Below are 16,656 nucleotides of genomic sequence, written 5' to 3' on the forward strand. Positions count from 1 at the left end.
GGATGAACATTATGACCAGCTCAAGTTCGGCATGTGAGGATGGCCGCCTTCAGGCGGCTCAAATTCTTGCCCCTTTGAGGGGCTAACAAAATAAAGCCCCCGGCTTTGCCGGGGGATATTTACTCAACGGGTTATGCCACATCATAGGATGGCATTTTATTTTCATCCCACAGCAACTTGATCAAGCTGGGGGTACTCACCGATGAGCAGATCGCCGAGGCGACCGGGCTGACGACCGCGGAAGTCCAGGCCCTGTGCGCCGAAGACAAGCACTGATTCCACGGCGGATCATGGCTTGATCTGAAGGGGGCCAATGGAGGCGGTCAACTTCAGTGAACTACGAAGATTATCACTGAGGTACTATCCATGTTGATGCACAACCCCCCTCACCCAGGTGAAATCATCAGGGAACTATGCCTGGAGCCCCTTGGTTTGTCTGTGACCGCCGCGGCAGAAGCGCTTGGCGTAAGCCGTAAGACCCTGAGTGCGATACTGAACGGCAAGGCGGGTATCAGCCCTGAAATGGCTATCAGGCTCTCTATTGCGTTTGATACGTCGGCGGAGAGTTGGCTTGCCCAGCAGTCTCAGTATGAGCTTTGGCATGCCGAGCAGCACCGCAAGAGCCTTCGTGTCAAGAAGCTCGTTGCGGCATAAGGTAGTACCCGTCGGTGGGAGCTCCTGAACAGGACGAGCAGATGCCTGCCTGGTGGGAGCTTGGCTCCGCCGAGCGATGGGCGCCGCAGGCGCCTGGCGGTAACCGCCAACGTCTCAGGCCACCGCCAGCGCCGCTTCGCGCCGCAATCGCCCCGCAGAGCGTGGCTCCCACAGGGTAGTGGATTCCCCGCCGATGGAAGCTCCTGTCAGGAGGAGCAGATGCCCTGCCTGGTGGGAGCTTGGCTCCGCCGAGCGATGGGCGCCGCAGGCGCCTGGCGGATATCGCTGAGGTTGGGGTAACCGCTGTCAACCTGGAGCGGCGGGATAGCTTGGTGGAGGATAGAGACATGCTGGCAGAGAACCTGGAGAACCTGGTCAAGAAGGAGCGTCTGGAAGGCCGCGAGGAAGGCCGCGAGGAAGGCCGCGAGGAGGGCCGCGAGGAAGGCCGCCTCGAGGCGAAGCAGGCGACGGCCCGCAACCTGATCATGCTGGGGGTGCTCACCGACGAGCAGATCGCCGAGGCGACTGGGCTGACGACCGCGGAAGTCCAGGCCCTGTGCGCCTAAGACAAGCACTGATTCCACGGCGGATCATGGCTTGATCTGAAGGGGGGCAATGGAGGCGGTCAACTTCAGGAATAGCACTGCTCTCCGAGTGGTACGAGCAAGACATGCCGTTCTTCAGCTACCCGCTACCGCCACGTGGTGCGGCCGGGGATCTTCGGGTGGGCCCAGGTGGAACAGGGCTATGCCGCCGAGGTGAACGGCATGCCCCGCAAGCTGCAGCACGACTTCTACACCATCAAGCACTTCTCGCTGTGGCTGGATGTGCTGATCGTCCTGAAGACGGTGCAGGTTCTGTTCATGGGCGTGGGAGCGAGATGAGGGAGTAGTGATGGTGGGGGGAGATCGGATAGTGGCGCTCACATGGTTGTCAATTGACAACCGTCGATGGTCTCCCCTATGCTGACCCCCAGGAGTTTTCATGAAACGCTCACGTCATGGCAAGAAAGAGATTGCAGTTACGTCGTGTCGTCGATAACTGTACCGGTGGCGCATCCTCCGAGGAGGACGACAGATCATGACCGACTATGACTTTACCTTGAAATTTGCTATTCCCTACGGCCTCGACATGGAAGCCTTGGAGACCCGACTCTTCAAGGCAGGTTGTGATGATGCACTGGTCGGTCTCGGGCAGCAGGGCCGCTTGGCGCTGGAGTTTTCTCGTGAAGCGGCCTCTGCCGAAGAGGCGATCACCAGCGCCATGGTGGATGTGAAGCGTGCTATTCCCGGGGCGCGCTTGATTGAAGCGGGGCCCGATCTGGTCGGGGTGACGGATATGGCGGAGTTATTCGGGTTCAGCCGACAGAACATGCGCAAACTGCTGCAGTCGCATCGCGCCACCTTTCCGCTGCCGTTGCATGAGGGGCGTGCTTCGTTGTGGCATCTCGCGGAGGTTCTGGAATGGTTCCGCACACATCAGCAGAAGCCCGTTGACGAGGCCTTGCATGAGGTTGCCCGGGTCAGCATGCTGGCCAATGTCGCGCGCGAGGGGCTGCGGCTGCCGGCCGAGGAGACCCGGCGCTTCGAGGCACTGGCCTCGTAACGGCTTCTATGCCACCAGTTTTAACGACATGAGCAGCGAGGACTTCACCATCTCCGAGCAAGACTCACGCATCACCTCGCTGTGGCTGGATGTGCTGCTCACCCTGAAGACGGTGCGGATACTGTTTACGGGGTTCGGGGCGCGGTAGGTCACGAGGGACGGAGCGCTATCCTCGCAAGGCGTTGCATTGGGACTCTGGTCGCGTTGTGCTGCGCATTGCCGCGAGCCGTGGCTTCCCATACTCTGTATGTATGTCGCTATGTTGGTATCTGCTGTTGGCGTGCTTCAAAAATACTGTATAAACTACTGTATATCCAGTTTCCCCTGGAGTACACCATGAAGCGCGCAGACCTCAAAACTCTCGAGCAGACCCTGGCTCGCCTCCCCGTCGATCTCAAAAAGTACTTTTCCCATCAGCTGCTTGGGCAAATCAACGCCCAAGCGGATACCCTGATCGAGACGGCAAGATCTCACCCTCCATGTCCCCACTGCGGCAATGAGCATCCTGTCAAATGGGGGCGTGCCGGTGGTTTGCCGCGGTATCGGTGCCGGAATCCTGCGTGTCGCAAGACGTTCAATGGCCTTACGGGCACGCCCCTGGCCAAGCTGCACCACCGTGACAAATGGTTTGACTACCTGCGCTGCATGCGAGACAGCCTGACATTACGCGTCTCGGCAGCCCGAGTGGGTATCGATTTAAAGACGGCCTTCCGGTGGCGTCATCGCTTCCTGCGAGAGAGCGCCCGCGCCAACGTCAATGCCTTGTCCGGCATCATCGAGGTAGACGAGACCTTCTTCGCGGAGTCCTGTAAGGGAAAACGCCACCTCACGCACCGCAAGCCTCGGCAGCGTGGCGGACAGAGCAATAAGAAGAAAAAAGCGGATAAGATTTCAGTCGTTATCGTGCGTGATCGCAATGGCCACGTCAGTGACCTGGTGGATCCGATGCTCCAGAAGGCTACCGTTCACGACTTTCTGGCACCGATCATCGATCGCGATTCGATTTTATGTTCGGACGGGCACAGCTGGTATAAGACCTTCTCTGCTGAGCATGGGATTGCCCATCACCGACTGATCACACTCGATAACCAGCGAGTGATTGGCAAGGAATACCACATTCAGAACGTCAACAGTTATATCAGCCGATTAAAAGGCTGGATGGGGCGCTTTCATGGGGTGGGGACAGCGTATTTACCGAATTACCTGGCATGGCGGCGACTGTTTGAAACCGCCAAGCCAGCCGAGGAGGTGTGGCTTCGTGCGGCGATCGGCGGTAACCAACAGCAGATACCAACATAGCCATTCCCATACAGTATCCGGTAGTCCATAGCGCTTGGCAAATGTCGCGTTACCGCCGTCACCCGCAGGGCCGCCTGGCGACGGCCCTGTGGGTCATGCAGGAAGACTCACTCGCGCCCGAACTGCTCGGCAAGATAGTCCAGCACCGTCTCGCGTACCTCGGGAGCCATCTCCCACATGCCCTGCTGCTCGACCATCCAGTCGAGCACCTCGTCCCAGGTCTCACGGGATAGGCGCTGCTGGCGGATGATCGCCGTGGAGTGGCAGGCGACACAGTTCTGGTAGGTCTCGAGCCGCCCCTCTCCCTCGGGCAGGCCTCCGTAGTCGTCATCGCTGGCCTGCAGCGGCATGGCCAGCGCCATGCCGAGCAGCGCAACCGGCAGACATCGTCTCATCGTCACCCCCGGGTCATACGGCGATGACCGCGATGCGGTGCTGGGAGTTGTTGAGATAGCCCCGGGGGTTCCACCCCGGCACCACCGCCGGCTGCGTGTCGCCGTGGTCGTCAGTGGCCCGCGCCCACACCTCGAAATACCCCTGCGACGGCAATGCGATCTCGGCACGCCAGTGCTGCCAGGCGTAGGGATTGACCGGTTCGTCCAGCTCGGCCTCCTGCCAGGTGGCACCGAAGTCGATGGAGACATGCATGGCCGCGACCTTGCGATCCCCTGCCCAGGCATGGCCCCGTACCGCCAGCGCTTCGCCACTGGGCACTTCGACCCGGGTCTGTGGATGGGTAATGATCGACTTCACCGGCATCGAGTGGATGACCACCATGTCCTCGTCGGGCACCTCGGCACCGGGCTCCACCGGGTGGCGCGGTACGCGGTAGGAGTGGCCGGTCATGCCCGGTCCATCATGTTCCTGGTCGCGAACCCGGATGCGGGTGAGCCACTTCTGCGAACAGGAGCCGGGCCAGCCGGGCACCAGCACCCGCAGTGGGCCACCATGGGCCAGCGGCAGCGGCTCGCCGTTCATCTCCCAGACCAGCATGTTCTGCTCCTCCAGCGCCTTCTCGATCGGCACGCCGCGGCTGAGCGCCTCCCGCTCCGGGTCACCGGAGAGATGCGGGTCGGCGCCGTAGTGGGCGGTATAGACCGCCGACGACCCGACGCCCGCCGACTCGAGCACGTCCTTGAGCCGACAGCCGGTCCACTCGCCGTTGCCCACGGCCCCGATGACCCACTGGTTGCCCCGCGGCGAGGGGTTGAAGCCCGCCCGGCCGTTGCCGCCGCACTCCAGCTGGGCCTGGCGGGTGAGGGTCTCGAAGCGCTCCTTGATCTCACCCAGGGTGATCTCGAAGGGCTCATCGACTTCACCCTCTATGGTCAGGGTCCAGCCGTCGCGGTCCTCGACCTCGTCGGGCAGGCCGCCGTTGTTGCGCACGAAGAAGTGGCGGATCGGCGTGACGTCGTCATCGAGCAGGTGCACCGGCGTCTCCAGGTTCACCGGCCGGTCGTTGCGGATGATGATGTTTTCCTTGCCGAGGAGTTCGAAATCACCCACCTCGTCGGCCAGCGCCGCCGGGATCAGCCCGCCGGGCATGTGGCGGGAGAAGGGAATCGAGGCGGCCCCCACCGCGGCGGTCATGGCGGCGAGTCCCGCCCCCTTGAGAAAGCCTCGGCGATTGGTACCGGTGATGCGCCCGAACACCAGCCAGTCGGCGCGTTCGGGATCCTGGTCGTAGAGCTCGCGTAACCCTCTTGCCTTCTTGTCGTCGGACATGTCTGCCTCCAAACCGTTGTCGTCATGAGGAGTGGTCGGCAGGACATCCCTATCCGGTCGGTCCCTCTCCAGCATAGCGAGAAAATCGAGGCTCGAGCCCGGAGGGTTCCGCAAAACAGTGGAACTCTCGCAAGCACCGCGATTGATGCCGCCCGTCGCACGGTCCACCATGAAGGCGTCGCCTCTCTGCAGGCCAGGATCCCAATGCCCATGGACGACGTCGCCAGCCAGTTCATCGCCGCCAACGAGACCGCCATCCGGCTCGCGGTGGCACTGCTGCTGGGGGCGTTGATCGGTACCGAGCGGGGCTGGGTGGCACGGGAGCAGCGGTCCGGAGAGCGCATCGCCGGCATCCGCACCCATGCCCTGGTGGGGCTGCTCGGCGGCATCGCCGCGCTGCTCGCCGAACGGCTCATCGCCTGGGCCTTCCCGCTGCTGTTCCTGGGCGTGGCAGCCATCGGCCTGGTGGCCTGGCAGGCCCGGGTGGCCGAGCATCGCGACTACAGCATCACCGGCCTGATCGGGCTGCTGCTCACCTTCTGCTTCGGCGCCATCGCCGTGGCCGTCGACCTGGCCCTGGCCACCGCCTGTGCCGTGATCACCGCGGTCATCCTCGACAACAAGCGCGAGATCCACGGCCTGCTGGGCAAGCTACAGGCCCACGAGCTCGACGCCGGCCTCAAGCTGCTGCTGATCAGTGTGGTGATGCTGCCGCTGCTGCCCAACCAGGGACTGGGGCCGGGTGAGGCCCTCAATCCCTACCAGATCTGGTGGATGGTGGTGCTCATCGCCTCGATCTCCTTCGTCGGCTACTTCGCCATCCGCGTCGGCGGCCCCGAGAAGGGGATCCTCTTCACCGGCCTGTTCGCCGGGCTCAGCTCCTCCACCGCCCTGACCCTGCACTTCGCCCGCCAGTCGCGCCGGGCACCGGAGCATGGCCCACTGCTCACCGCCGGCATCCTGCTCGCCTGCGGTACCATGTTCCCGCGCATCCTGATCTATGCCGCGGTGGTCAGCCCCGGCCTGCTGGCTCCGCTCCTCCCACCGGTCACGGTCATGGGAGTCCTGCTCTATCTACCGGCACTACTGATCTGGCGCCGGCACCGCCAAGCTTTCATGGCCGACCGGCCGACACCGATCCAGAACCCCCTGGAGCTGCGCACGGCGCTGCTGTTCGGTGCCCTGCTGGCGCTGATCATGCTGCTCGGCGAGTGGCTGCGGGAGTGGCTGGGCGAGGCCGGCATCTACCTGCTGGCCGCCACCTCGGGGATCGCCGACGTCGACGCCATCACCCTGTCGCTGACCCGCATGTCGCTGGGCCGCATCGACGCCTCCACCGCGGTGCTGGGCATCGTCATCGCTGCAGCCATGAACAATCTGGTGAAGGCCGGTCTGGCCGGCGGTTTCGGCACCCGCCGCCTGGGGCTGAGAGTGGCCCTGCCAATGCTCGCCTCGCTGCTGGCAGGGCTTGGGGTAGCGTGGCTGGTCTGAGCCGGCAAGCGCGCTCAATCCCGCAGGCGTTCGACCTCGGCCAGTCGCCGCTCGAGGAAGCGCCGCTCGGCTGCCTGGGTCACCAGGCCCAGGGCCTCGCGATAGTGCTCGGCGGCCGCGCCGTATCGGCCCAGCCGGCGCAGCAGGTCGGCCCGGGTGGCCGGCAGCAGGTGGTAGCCGGGCAGATGAATCTCCTCGAGCAGGCCAAGGCCCGTCTCCAGGCTATCGGCCATGGCGATCGCCACGGCGCGGTTGAGCGCCACCACCGGGGTGGGCTGGAGACCATAGAGCAGGCTGTAGAGCGCCGCGATGCGGCGCCAGTCGGTGTCGGTCGCCGTGGGAGCCTGGGCATGCAGGGCGACGATGGCGGCCTGGATCGTGTAGGGTCCGAGCGTCCGGCCGCGCAGGGCCAGCTCGACCTGGGCGGCGCCCTCGGTGATCGCCTCCCGGTCCCAGCGGCTGCGGTCCTGGTCCTCGAGCAGCACGAGGTCGCCGGCGGCATCGGTGCGCGTCTCGCGCCGGGCGTCATGCAGCAGCATCAGCGCCAGCAGCCCCCGGGCCTCACGTTCGGCGGGCAGCAGGCCAACCAGCAGGCGGCCGAGGCGAATCGCCTCATGGCACAGGTCGTCGCGTATCAGTCGATCGCCGTAGCTGGCGGCATAGCCCTCGTTGAAGATCAGGTAGATCACCGCCAGCACCGCCTCCAGGCGCTCGGCCAGGTCGTCGTCGCCCGGCACCTCGAAGGGTATGCCGGCATCGCGGATCTTGGCCTTGGCGCGCACCAGGCGCTGGGCCAGGGTAGGCACCGGCACCATGAAGGCCCGGGCGATCTCCTCGGTGGTGAGCCCGCCCAGGGTACGCAGGGTCAGCGCCACCTGGGCGGGCCGGGACAGGGCCGGATGGCAGCAGGTGAAGATCAACCGCAGGCTGTCCAGCGGCTCGGGATCGTCGGCCTCTGCCGTGGACTCGAGCAGCAGCGCCAGGTGGGTGGCGAGTTCCCCCTGCTTGCGCTCGCGCATCTGCCGGTGACGCAACTGGTCGACGGCCTTGTGGCGGGCGGTGGCCGCCAGCCAGGAGACCGGATTCGGCGGCGTGCCTTCGGCCGGCCACTGCACCATGGCGGCCTCGAACGCCCCCTGCAGGGCGTCCTCGGCCAGCGCAAAATCGCCGAAGCGGCGAATCAGTCCGGCGAGCAGGCGGCCATACTCACGGCGATGGAGGGCAGCCAGGTTCACGAGCACCCCATCACAGCCGATAGGCCGGGTCCACCGGCCGCACCTCGACCGAGCCCCCCACCCGCAGCGGCGGGATGCGCCGGGCCAGGGCCAGGGCCTCGTCGAGGTCGCGGCACTCCACCACGTGGAAGCCCCCCAGCTGCTCGCGGGCCTCGGCGAAGGGGCCGTCGAGCATCACCACCCTGCCGTTCTGCTCACGCAGGGTGGTGGCGGTCGCCACCGACTGCAGGCGGGCACCGCCACGGTAGTGGCCGCTGGTGACCATCTCCTGGATCAGCGCATGGTAGTCGTCCATCACTTCGTCGCGCGACGCCTCGGGCAGCGCCTCCCACAATGCCTCGTCGATGCAGCACATCAGCATGTATTGCATGTCGAAATCTCCTCGGTTGCCAAGCAGCCTAGGCGCTGCCTGCTCAAGGGTCGAGCGACGCCGGGGCGAATCGACAACGGATCGAGGCGCACGGGATGTCGATGACCACCTCATTCGCGGGTGGTCCCGAGCAGCCGCACCCCGAGCCGCCGGGCGAGCCCGGTGGCACCGTCCTGCATCACGGCATGATGGTTCCAGGCGAACAGGGGACCGGCGACGGGGGCCACCAGGGCCATCCAACGCCGGGCGGGGCGTACCCGCCACTCGTATCGCACCCGGGTGACGCCCCCCTCGTCGGTCAGCAGCCAGCGACCGGTCCCCTGCACGTCGCCGCTGGCGCTCCCCTCGATCAGCCTGGCCGGCAGGACGCGGGTGACACGAATCTCGAAGCGCAGCCGATACCCCAGCCGACTCTGCCAGGTGTAGCGGTATCTGCGGCCGATGCCATTGGCGTCTCCGGGCGCCAGCTCCTCCACCGAGCGGAGGCTCTTCCACCAGGTCGGCCAGCACTGCGACTCGCTGATCACCCGATACACTGCATCGATCGGTGCCTCGAACCGCCAGGTGGTGACGAACCGCCACTCCGCCATGCTCGGGTTCCTTGCCTCGACTCGGGACGCGGCTCAGGGCGAGAAGAAATTCTCCGGCAGGTCGGGATCGATGACGATCTCCTCCAGCCATACGGTCTCGATCACGCTCCCCAGTCGGTCGAAGCTGATGACCTTGAGCGGGAACAGGGTCTCGTCGTCGAGCCACAGCTCGTAACGGGCGACCTCACCCACCCGATGGCCCTCCTCGCCCTGCACGACCAGGTGGTGACTGCGGCGGTCATCGATCACGGCGCCGCCCAGGTGATGCAATTCGCCCTGCTGCTGCAGTCGCTGCACGTTGCGCAGCAGGGTGCCCACGTCCGACTCATCCACCCGGTGCCCCCGGGCGCTGCGCACCAGGGGGTTGAGGGGGCTGAGGGAAAGCCCGGCACGTCGCTCGGGGGAGCCGAAGGGCCACAGCCGCACCCGCCGGGTCTCGGGGCTGTAGATCAGCACGGCGCCGCGGTAGGGGGTGACCATGTCCATGCGGATGAACCCGGGCCGACGGTAGGCATAGCGAATGACCTCCTCGCCTCGCCGGCCCTCGCTGCGCACGGTCAGCTGATAGGCAGGTACCTGCTCGTACCGCGACAGGGCCGCCGACAAGGGGTCGGGTTCCAGCCCGAGTGCGACCACCATCAACAGTTCCGGCAACATACCTCCCCTCCACCATGGCCAGGCGGCGATGCATCTTCTCCCAGCTTAGCAGCGCGGCGCCCCGCCTCCCCCCGGGTTGGCGAATCCGCTCGGCAACAGGCGTTCGTCAGAGCAGCCGGGGCACCCACTCGGCCAGGCTCGTCTCGACCACTGCCCCCGGCGCCCGCGCCTCGTCGCCTTCTCGATACTTGCCGGTCCGGACCAGGACGCCGTGCATGCCGATGCCCATGGCCGCGGCCACATCGGCCTCGACATCGTCGCCGACCATCAACGCATCCTCGGCCCCCACCCCGATATCCTCGAGCACCGCCCGGAAGAAGCCCGCCGCTGGTTTGCCCAACACCACGGCCTCGGTGTCGGCGGCGTACTCGAGCGCCTTGACGAAGGGGCCGACGTCCAGGTGCAAGCCGCCGCGCTGGCGGAAATAGCGGTTGGTGCCCACGGTCAGCAGCGGCGCCCCCTGCTGGAGCACCTGAAAGGCCTCGTCGAGATGCCGATAGTCCAGCCGGTGCTCGGCGTCGCACAGCACCACCGCATCGGGGTCGGCGACGTTCAAGCCGTCGAACTCGGGTTCGAGATTCTCGTGGACCAGCAGGTAGGGGCGCAGCCGGTGCCGCTCGAGATAGCGCCGCACCGCGGCCGGCGCCGTGAAGACCTGCTGCCGCTCGAGCTCGAAGCCCATCTCCAGCAGCTCGGCATAGACGGTCGCACTGGTCTTGCGGGAGGTATTGGTGACGAAGCGCAGCGCCAGGCGGGAGGACTGCAGCCGCGCCACCGCGTCCACCGCACCGGGCAGGGGTGACCCATCCTCGTGAAGCACCCCGCTGATATCGAGCAGAACCGCCTGGAGCATCGCTATCCCCCTTCGTCCCTGTTCCTTCTCAGCCTAGCAGGCGGCCGGGCGGGAGCAGGCTCGGGCGGTCGCCGGCCGCTCCGCTCAGGTGGCCGGACACTCATCGGTAAAACGACCGGGCGCCGTTGCCTCGACCGTCCCGGGAGGAGGAAAGGCCTGACGGAAGCTGAAGGCCTCGGGGGTCGGTCCATGCCGACGCAGGCGCTCCAGTCTCTCGGCAGCCTCCTCCATGGACGGACGATGTCCCGCCGGTACCCACCAGAGCACCATATAGGCCTCCGCCATCCGATCGAACCACTCCTTGCGGCGACGCATGATCTCGACATGGTCGGAGCGATACACGTAGGCATGGAGCGACGCGACGTCCTGCCAGACGGACATGTTGACCAGGAGATTGTCACCCAGAGGGCGCAGCGCCGTGGCATCGCCGCCATCGGTCTGCAGTCGCCAGACGAAGCCGGGAGATCGCTCGGCCAGGGCGTTGATACGGTCGAGGTTGGCCACGAAGTCCGCCATCGACGGCGACTCCAGCGGCTCCTTCAGCGTGGCGATATTCAACTGAGCGAGTTCATGATCGACCATGAGGTGCCTCCTTTGCGCCATCGACGCAAAAGCCTAGCCCAGCCCCCGAGCGGCTGCCACGCCTTTCGGGTGCACACCGCGGCGTTCCGGCAAGGAAAGCCGGCCGATGAGCTTCTATTCTAAGGTCGAGGGCAAAGGGCCCGAATGGCCGCCAGGAGACCGACATGATCGACGAGGATTTCCGTACGCTCGCTGTGGGGCTGCCCGGTGCGGTGGAACATGCCCACATGAACCACCCCGATTTTCGGGTCAACGGCAAGATCTTCGCCTCCCTGGGCTACCCCGACGAAGCCTGGGGCACGGTCATGCTGACGCCGGAGGAGCAGCAGCACTTCATCGCCCTGAACCCCGAAGGGTTCCAACCCGCGCCGGGCCAGTGGGGCGAGCAGGGCTGCACCAGCGTGCACCTGGCCTCGGCAGAGCATCATCAGGTGCGCGCCGCCTTGATCGCCGCCTGGCGCGACAAGGCGCCCCGGCGCATGACCGAGCACTTCCACGATGAGCCCTTCCAGGAATAGGTCCGTGCCCACGGGCACGCCGACCCTGGCCGACGTCGCGTGTCAAGGTCGCCTTACCGACCGGGGACTCTCCTTGTCCGCGTCGGCATGGCAGCGCCGTCAAGGTGCCGAGCCTCTCAGCGCCTGCGGCCGAACAGCTCCCGCCAGAAGTCGAAAGCGGCCAGCAGCACGCAGCCGAGAGTGAAAATGATCAGGTCGATATGCGGCACGAAGAGCGGCACCGTGCTCAGGAAGGCGATCAGGCCGAGCAGGGCCACACCAGCGAGTATCTTGTCGATCATGCGCCGACCTCCTGCGAGAGGGTGCGCACCAGCCAGCGCGCGGTGCGCAGCAGGCGGGCATCCTGTCCGGGCGGTGCGACCAGCTGCACGCCGACCGGCATCCCGTTGGGCCCCGTCAGCAGCGGCAGGCTGACCGCCGGCAGGCCGCAGAAGGTCCACAGCGAACAGAAGACCGGGTCGCCGGTGCTCTCGAGCCCCACCGGCGCCTCACCGGTCGCCGCCGGGGTGACGATGACATCGAAGCGGTGGAAGAGCGGATCGAGCGCATCGCGCAGCACCTTGCGCATGTCGCGGGCTGCCAGGTAGTCGGGGGCCTTCATCGCCCGCCCGTCGGCAATCAGCTCGCGCAGCTTCTCGCTCACCTGCTCCGGCGCGCGATCGACATAGTGGCCGAGGTTGCGTGCCATCTCGGCGGCCATCACCCCGCCCAGCCAGCCGACGCCGCGACCGAAGACCTCGGGCAGCTCGACCTCGTCGGCCGCCTCGCCGAGCGCCGCGGCAAGCTCGCCGAAGGCATCCCGCGTGGCCGCCTCCGCCCGCTCCCAGAAGGGCGTCCTGACAATGGCCAGCGCCGGCGTCACCGGTGGTTCGGCCAGTGCCGTGGCGGTGAGCGGCCCCGGGCTCTCTCGCACGTCCAGGTCCTGGCCGTCCTCGCCCATCAACAGCTCGACCAGCGCCGCATCCTCGAGGGAGCGCGCGAAGAGGCCCAACTGATCGAGGCTTGGCGCCAGCGTCAGCACGCCACTGCGTGGCACCGCGCCGAAGGTGGGCTTGAAGCCGATCACTCCGCAGTAGGAGGCCGGGCGGATCACCGAGCCGTTGGTCTGGCTGCCCAACGCCAGCGGCACCATGCCCGCCGCTACGGCGGCGGCCGAGCCGCTGGACGAGCCGCCGGGCGTGCGCGCGGAATCGTGGGGGTTGCGCGTCTTGCCCGGGTGGTAATAGGCCAACTCGGTGGTCACCGTCTTGCCGAGGATCACCGCTCCGGCGGCACGCAACCGCCGGACCACCGTGGCATCCTCGAAGGGACGCTGCCCCTCGTCGATGGGCGTGCCGTTGCCGGTGGGCATGCCCTTGACGTCGATGATGTCCTTGACCCCCACGGGCACCCCATGCAGGGGCCCGAGCGGCAGCCCACGCCGGCGACGTCGGTCGCGCTCCCTGGCCTCGGCCATGGCCTTGTCGCGGTCGAGGAAGGCCCAGGCCTGAACCTCAGCTTCCTGGGCATCGATGGTATCGAGGCAGGCCGCGACCAGCTCGGCCGAGCTCAGCGTCCCCTCGGCAATACGCCGCGCTGCCTCGCGGGCCGTCAACGCGGCCAGTTCCTGCGTCGAATTTTTCTTAACGCCCATAGATCAACTCCGGCAGCCAGAACACGAGTTGAGGAAAGTTGTAGAGCACCACCATGGCCAGAAAGACCATGGCCAGGAAGGGCATGCAGCCGCGGAAGATCTCGACGAGTTGTACGTGTGGTGGCGCGATTCCCTTGAGGTAGTAGGCCGACATCGCCATGGGTGGCGTCAGGAACGAGGTCTGCAGGTTGAGCGCTACCAGGATGCCGAAGAACAGCGGATCGACGCCGAAGTGCGGCAGCAGCGGCAGGAAGATCGGCACGAAGATGATGATGATCTCCGACCACTCCAGTGGCCAGCCCAGCAGGAAGATGATGAACTGCGCCAGGATCAGGAAGGTGAGCGGAGTGATGTCGAGCCCGGTGACGAACTCGGTGATCAGGTGCTCGCCGCCCAGATAGGAGAACACCGAGGAGAAGGTCCAGGAACCGACGAACAGCCAGCACACCATGGCCGTGGTCTTCATGGTCAGGTAGACCGCCTCGCGCAGGCGCTGCCAGGTCAGGGCGCGGTAGGCCACCGCCAGGAGCAGTCCGCCGAGCGCCCCCGCCGAGGCCGCCTCGGTCGGCGTCGCCAGACCGAACAGGATCGAGCCCAGCACCGCCATGATCAGCACCGCCAACGGCACGAAGGAGGTGAAGATCATCACCACCAGTTTGGCCGTGGGAATATCTCCGGTCTCTTCTTCCGTCGGCTTGGGTGCCACCGAGGGCTGCAGTACCGAGCGGCCGATGATGTAGAGCAGGTAGAGCCCGGCCAGCAGAAAGCCGGGCAGCAGCGCCCCGGCATAGAGCCGCACGATCGAGGTCCCCGAGGCCGCCGCATAGACGATCAGCATGATGGAGGGGGGAATCAGGATACCGAGCGTGCCGCCGGCACAGATCACGCCTGAGGCGAAGCCGGTGTTGTAGCGCGCCTTGAGCATGGCCGGAAAGGCCAGCAGTCCCATCAACGTCACCACCGCGCCGACGATGCCGGTGGCCGTGGCAAAGAGCGCACAGGTGATCAGCGCCGCCACCGCCATGGCACCGGGCAGCCGCTTGGCCGCGAGGTAGAGCGTCGAGAAGAGTCGGTCGACGATGTTGGCCCGCTCGACGATGTAGCCCATGAACAGGAACAGCGGCACCGCGGTGAGCACCTCGTTGGCCATCACCGAGAAGGTCTGGTTGACGAAGAGGTCGAAGATTCGGTTGTTGAAGAAGCCGTCGATCCAGGTCTGGATCAACTCCCAGTTGCCGGCGCCGGCCTCCACGGCACGGTCGTAGTCGCGCCACATGCGCCCCGGGTTGAAGTAAGCGAAGTAGCCGAAGATGATGCCCAGCGCCATCAGCGTGAAGGCGATGGGGAAACCGAGAAAGATGATGAGGATGAAGATCCCCAGCATCATGATGGCGATCTGAGGCTCCGTCATGTGTCGTCTCTCCCATGGGCGATCTCTTTGGCCTTGTCCACCTCGCCGCGGGCAGCCTGACGCATCAGCTTGTCCTCCAGTTCCTCGACGTCCTCCACATTAGGCGGCCACTCGTTGGTGCGGATGCAGAGGATGCAGCGGCACACCTGGGCAATGCCCTGGATGAACAGCAGGATGCCGGCCACCACGATGATGGTCTTGAAGTGGAACACCGGCACCCCGGCGGGAGAGTAGACGCTCACCTCCAGGTAGCGCCAGGAGCGCGCGGCATACTTCCAGCCGGCGAAGATCAGCGCCAGGATGCCGGGGAAGAAGAAGATGAAGTAGAGCACCAGCTCGACCATGGCCTGGGTGCGCGGTCGCCACAGCCGATAGAGGAAGTCACCGCGCACATGGGCGTTGCGCGCCAGGGTGTAGGCACCGCCCATCATCAAGAGGGTGCCGTAGAGGATATAGGACATGTCGAAGGCCCAGGCCGTGGGCGCGTTGAAGACGTAACGCGACACCACTTCGTAGCCCATGCCGAACGCCATGAACAGGATCAGCCAGGCAAAGGCCCGGCCAAACCAGCTCGTCACGGAATCGATGAAGCGAATGACGTTGATCATACAAGCACACCTACCGGATCGGCTCGCACACCGACCCGAGGGTCGCCGCGCAAGGGAGTAAAACACGCATTCCCTGATTCAGGCATCACGCGGCCTCCCCGGCCGAAAGTCGGGGAGGCCGCCGTGACAGCGTCAAAGCTTCAGCCTGCCGGGGAAGAAGTGCTCATAGGCGAGAGCCTGATCCACACCGTTCATGATCGTGTAGAAGCTCACGCGCTCCGCCCACTCGCGCTGGCTCTCCAGGCAGCGACGGTTGAAGTCATCCTCCTCGAGCTCCTCGATCACCTCGGACCAGGCCTCGAGCTCTGCCTGCAGGATCTCGTCCGAGGTCCGGTGCAGGGTGACGCCGTGCTCCTCCTGGAGGCGCCGCAGGTCGGTGGAGTAGTTGTCCATGGCCGACGCCGTGTTCGCGGTGGAAACCGCCTCCACGGCATGCCGCAGGATGGCCCGCAAGTCATCGTCCAGCTCGTCCATGACGTCCTTGTTGAACAGGATCTCGAAAGTCTCACTGGCCTGATGATAGGAGCTCAGGATGTAGTGCTTGGCGACGTCCTGGGCACCGAAGCGCAGGTCGGAGGACGGGTTGTTGAACTCGAAGGCGTCGATGACACCACGTTCCATGGCCGGCACGATCTCCCCGCCCGGCAGCTGGGTCACGCTCATGCCGAGCGCCTGCATAACGTTCGTGGCGAGTCCAACGGTGCGGTACTTGAAACCCTGGAGCTCTTCGACGGTGGTCACCGGATTCTTGAACCAGCCGAAGGGCTGCGGCGGCATCGGGAAGGCATAGAGACCATACACGTTCAGCCCCAGAATATCCTGGGTCAGTTCATGGTAGAGCTCCTCGCCCCCCCCCTGGTAGAACCAGCTCAGGAAGCTGGTGCCGTCCCAGCCCCACACCGGGCCGGTGCCAAACAGCGAGGCCCCGCGGTGCTTGCCGTACCAGTACGCGGCCACGGTGTGCGCACAGTCCAAGACCCCATCGCTCACGGCGTCCATTACCTGGAAGGCCTGGACGACAGCACCCGCCGGCAGCAGATCAATCCTGATCCGGCCGCCGGACATGCTCTCGACGCGGTCGACGTACTGCTGCGCAAAGTCCATCCAGATGTCACCGGAGGGCCACGAGGTCTGCATCCGCAGGACGATCGGACTCTGTGCCAGCACCGCCGGCGCACCCAGGGTACTGGCCGCCACCCCGCCGGTGGCCAGCAGGCCGCCCTTGAGGAACTGGCGTCGGGACGTCGCCTTCTCGGTCACGCCGGTGCTCGCCGGACTCGTCTCCGCGGGCGTCGTGGCAGCAGGGGTGGTCGATGTGGAGTGGGTACTGGTGTCTGTGAGGTTATCCATTATTGTCTACTCCCGTTGCGTGCAACGTCATGGTGTTGTTATCGTGTACTCGCGGTCCGGTCGCCGCGATGACGG

20 protein-coding genes are annotated in these 16,656 nt (G+C 65.6%); 7 read left to right on the plus strand and 13 right to left on the minus strand.

The genetic code is table 11. The features are described 5' to 3' along the window. Nucleotides 1-366: 366 nt before the first annotated feature. The 5 genes from AC5W54_RS11975 to AC5W54_RS11995 all read left to right on the plus strand — a co-directional run bounded on the left by AC5W54_RS11975 (nucleotide 367) and on the right by AC5W54_RS11995 (nucleotide 3,558). A complete protein-coding gene (locus AC5W54_RS11975) occupies nucleotides 367-654 on the plus strand; it encodes a HigA family addiction module antitoxin (protein ID WP_495962323.1) in 288 nt (95 codons plus the stop codon). Between the two features lie 347 nt (nucleotides 655-1,001). After that, nucleotides 1,002-1,220, plus strand: a complete 219-nt coding sequence (locus tag AC5W54_RS11980) for a hypothetical protein (protein ID WP_495962324.1) — start codon at nucleotides 1,002-1,004, stop codon at nucleotides 1,218-1,220. A gap of 168 nt (nucleotides 1,221-1,388) precedes the next feature. Then, the gene (locus AC5W54_RS11985; RefSeq protein ID WP_495962325.1) at nucleotides 1,389-1,538 is read left to right on the plus strand and encodes a hypothetical protein; all 150 of its coding nucleotides are present in this window, start codon (nucleotides 1,389-1,391) and stop codon (nucleotides 1,536-1,538) included. A gap of 196 nt (nucleotides 1,539-1,734) precedes the next feature. After that, the gene (locus AC5W54_RS11990) at nucleotides 1,735-2,259 is read left to right on the plus strand and encodes a helix-turn-helix transcriptional regulator (RefSeq protein WP_240567476.1); all 525 of its coding nucleotides are present in this window, start codon (nucleotides 1,735-1,737) and stop codon (nucleotides 2,257-2,259) included. 336 nt (nucleotides 2,260-2,595) lie between these two features. Continuing rightward, entirely contained in the window at nucleotides 2,596-3,558 is a 963-nt protein-coding gene (locus AC5W54_RS11995) for an IS1595 family transposase (RefSeq protein ID WP_495962326.1), read from the plus strand. Nucleotides 3,559-3,665: 107 nt separating this feature from the next. Here the strand turns inward: AC5W54_RS11995 and AC5W54_RS12000 are convergent, their stop codons facing one another. Then, a complete protein-coding gene (locus AC5W54_RS12000; protein WP_495962327.1) occupies nucleotides 3,666-3,953 on the minus strand; it encodes a hypothetical protein in 288 nt (95 codons plus the stop codon). A 13-nt stretch (nucleotides 3,954-3,966) separates the two neighbouring features. Continuing rightward, on the minus strand, nucleotides 3,967-5,283 hold the full coding sequence (locus tag AC5W54_RS12005) for a sulfite oxidase (RefSeq protein ID WP_495962328.1): 1,317 nt from the start codon (nucleotides 5,281-5,283) through the stop codon (nucleotides 3,967-3,969). Between the two features lie 210 nt (nucleotides 5,284-5,493). Here AC5W54_RS12005 and AC5W54_RS12010 point away from each other — a divergent pair, with 210 nt between their 5' ends. After that, on the plus strand, nucleotides 5,494-6,774 hold the full coding sequence (locus tag AC5W54_RS12010; protein WP_495962329.1) for an MgtC/SapB family protein: 1,281 nt from the start codon (nucleotides 5,494-5,496) through the stop codon (nucleotides 6,772-6,774). Nucleotides 6,775-6,788: 14 nt separating this feature from the next. Here the strand turns inward: AC5W54_RS12010 and AC5W54_RS12015 are convergent, their stop codons facing one another. From AC5W54_RS12015 to AC5W54_RS12040, 6 genes are all read right to left on the minus strand, one after another. Beyond that, nucleotides 6,789-8,009: an RNA polymerase sigma factor gene (locus tag AC5W54_RS12015; protein WP_495962330.1), complete on the minus strand. Its 1,221-nt coding sequence runs from the start codon at nucleotides 8,007-8,009 to the stop codon at nucleotides 6,789-6,791. Nucleotides 8,010-8,019: 10 nt separating this feature from the next. Further along, nucleotides 8,020-8,379, minus strand: a complete 360-nt coding sequence (locus AC5W54_RS12020; protein WP_495962331.1) for a YciI family protein — start codon at nucleotides 8,377-8,379, stop codon at nucleotides 8,020-8,022. A gap of 110 nt (nucleotides 8,380-8,489) precedes the next feature. Beyond that, complete coding sequence (locus tag AC5W54_RS12025; protein WP_495962332.1) at nucleotides 8,490-8,969, minus strand: SRPBCC family protein; 480 nt, start codon at nucleotides 8,967-8,969, stop codon at nucleotides 8,490-8,492. A gap of 33 nt (nucleotides 8,970-9,002) precedes the next feature. After that, on the minus strand, nucleotides 9,003-9,626 hold the full coding sequence (locus AC5W54_RS12030; protein ID WP_495962333.1) for a LolA family protein: 624 nt from the start codon (nucleotides 9,624-9,626) through the stop codon (nucleotides 9,003-9,005). 106 nt (nucleotides 9,627-9,732) lie between these two features. Continuing rightward, entirely contained in the window at nucleotides 9,733-10,479 is a 747-nt protein-coding gene (locus AC5W54_RS12035; protein WP_495962334.1) for a TIGR01458 family HAD-type hydrolase, read from the minus strand. Nucleotides 10,480-10,563: 84 nt separating this feature from the next. Next, complete coding sequence (locus tag AC5W54_RS12040) at nucleotides 10,564-11,061, minus strand: DUF3291 domain-containing protein (protein WP_495962335.1); 498 nt, start codon at nucleotides 11,059-11,061, stop codon at nucleotides 10,564-10,566. 164 nt (nucleotides 11,062-11,225) lie between these two features. Here AC5W54_RS12040 and AC5W54_RS12045 point away from each other — a divergent pair, with 164 nt between their 5' ends. Beyond that, nucleotides 11,226-11,579: an MmcQ/YjbR family DNA-binding protein gene (locus AC5W54_RS12045; protein WP_495962336.1), complete on the plus strand. Its 354-nt coding sequence runs from the start codon at nucleotides 11,226-11,228 to the stop codon at nucleotides 11,577-11,579. A gap of 116 nt (nucleotides 11,580-11,695) precedes the next feature. Here the strand turns inward: AC5W54_RS12045 and AC5W54_RS12050 are convergent, their stop codons facing one another. The 5 genes from AC5W54_RS12050 to AC5W54_RS12070 form a co-directional block, all read right to left on the minus strand. Beyond that, entirely contained in the window at nucleotides 11,696-11,860 is a 165-nt protein-coding gene (locus tag AC5W54_RS12050) for a hypothetical protein (RefSeq protein ID WP_495962337.1), read from the minus strand. Then, nucleotides 11,857-13,212 (minus strand): amidase, encoded by a 1,356-nt coding sequence (locus AC5W54_RS12055; RefSeq protein ID WP_495962338.1) that lies wholly within the window; start codon nucleotides 13,210-13,212, stop codon nucleotides 11,857-11,859. Before AC5W54_RS12055 ends, AC5W54_RS12050 begins: the two co-directional genes overlap by 4 nt. Next, a complete protein-coding gene (locus AC5W54_RS12060) occupies nucleotides 13,202-14,623 on the minus strand; it encodes a TRAP transporter large permease (protein ID WP_495962339.1) in 1,422 nt (473 codons plus the stop codon). Before AC5W54_RS12060 ends, AC5W54_RS12055 begins: the two co-directional genes overlap by 11 nt. After that, nucleotides 14,620-15,231 (minus strand): TRAP transporter small permease subunit, encoded by a 612-nt coding sequence (locus AC5W54_RS12065; RefSeq protein ID WP_495962340.1) that lies wholly within the window; start codon nucleotides 15,229-15,231, stop codon nucleotides 14,620-14,622. The genes AC5W54_RS12060 and AC5W54_RS12065 overlap by 4 nt, the downstream gene beginning before the upstream one ends. A 132-nt stretch (nucleotides 15,232-15,363) precedes the next feature. Beyond that, complete coding sequence (locus tag AC5W54_RS12070) at nucleotides 15,364-16,581, minus strand: TRAP transporter substrate-binding protein (protein WP_495962341.1); 1,218 nt, start codon at nucleotides 16,579-16,581, stop codon at nucleotides 15,364-15,366. Between the last annotated feature and the right edge of the window lie 75 nt (nucleotides 16,582-16,656).

Source organism: Halomonas sp. LMYGS-3, from assembly GCF_059509875.1.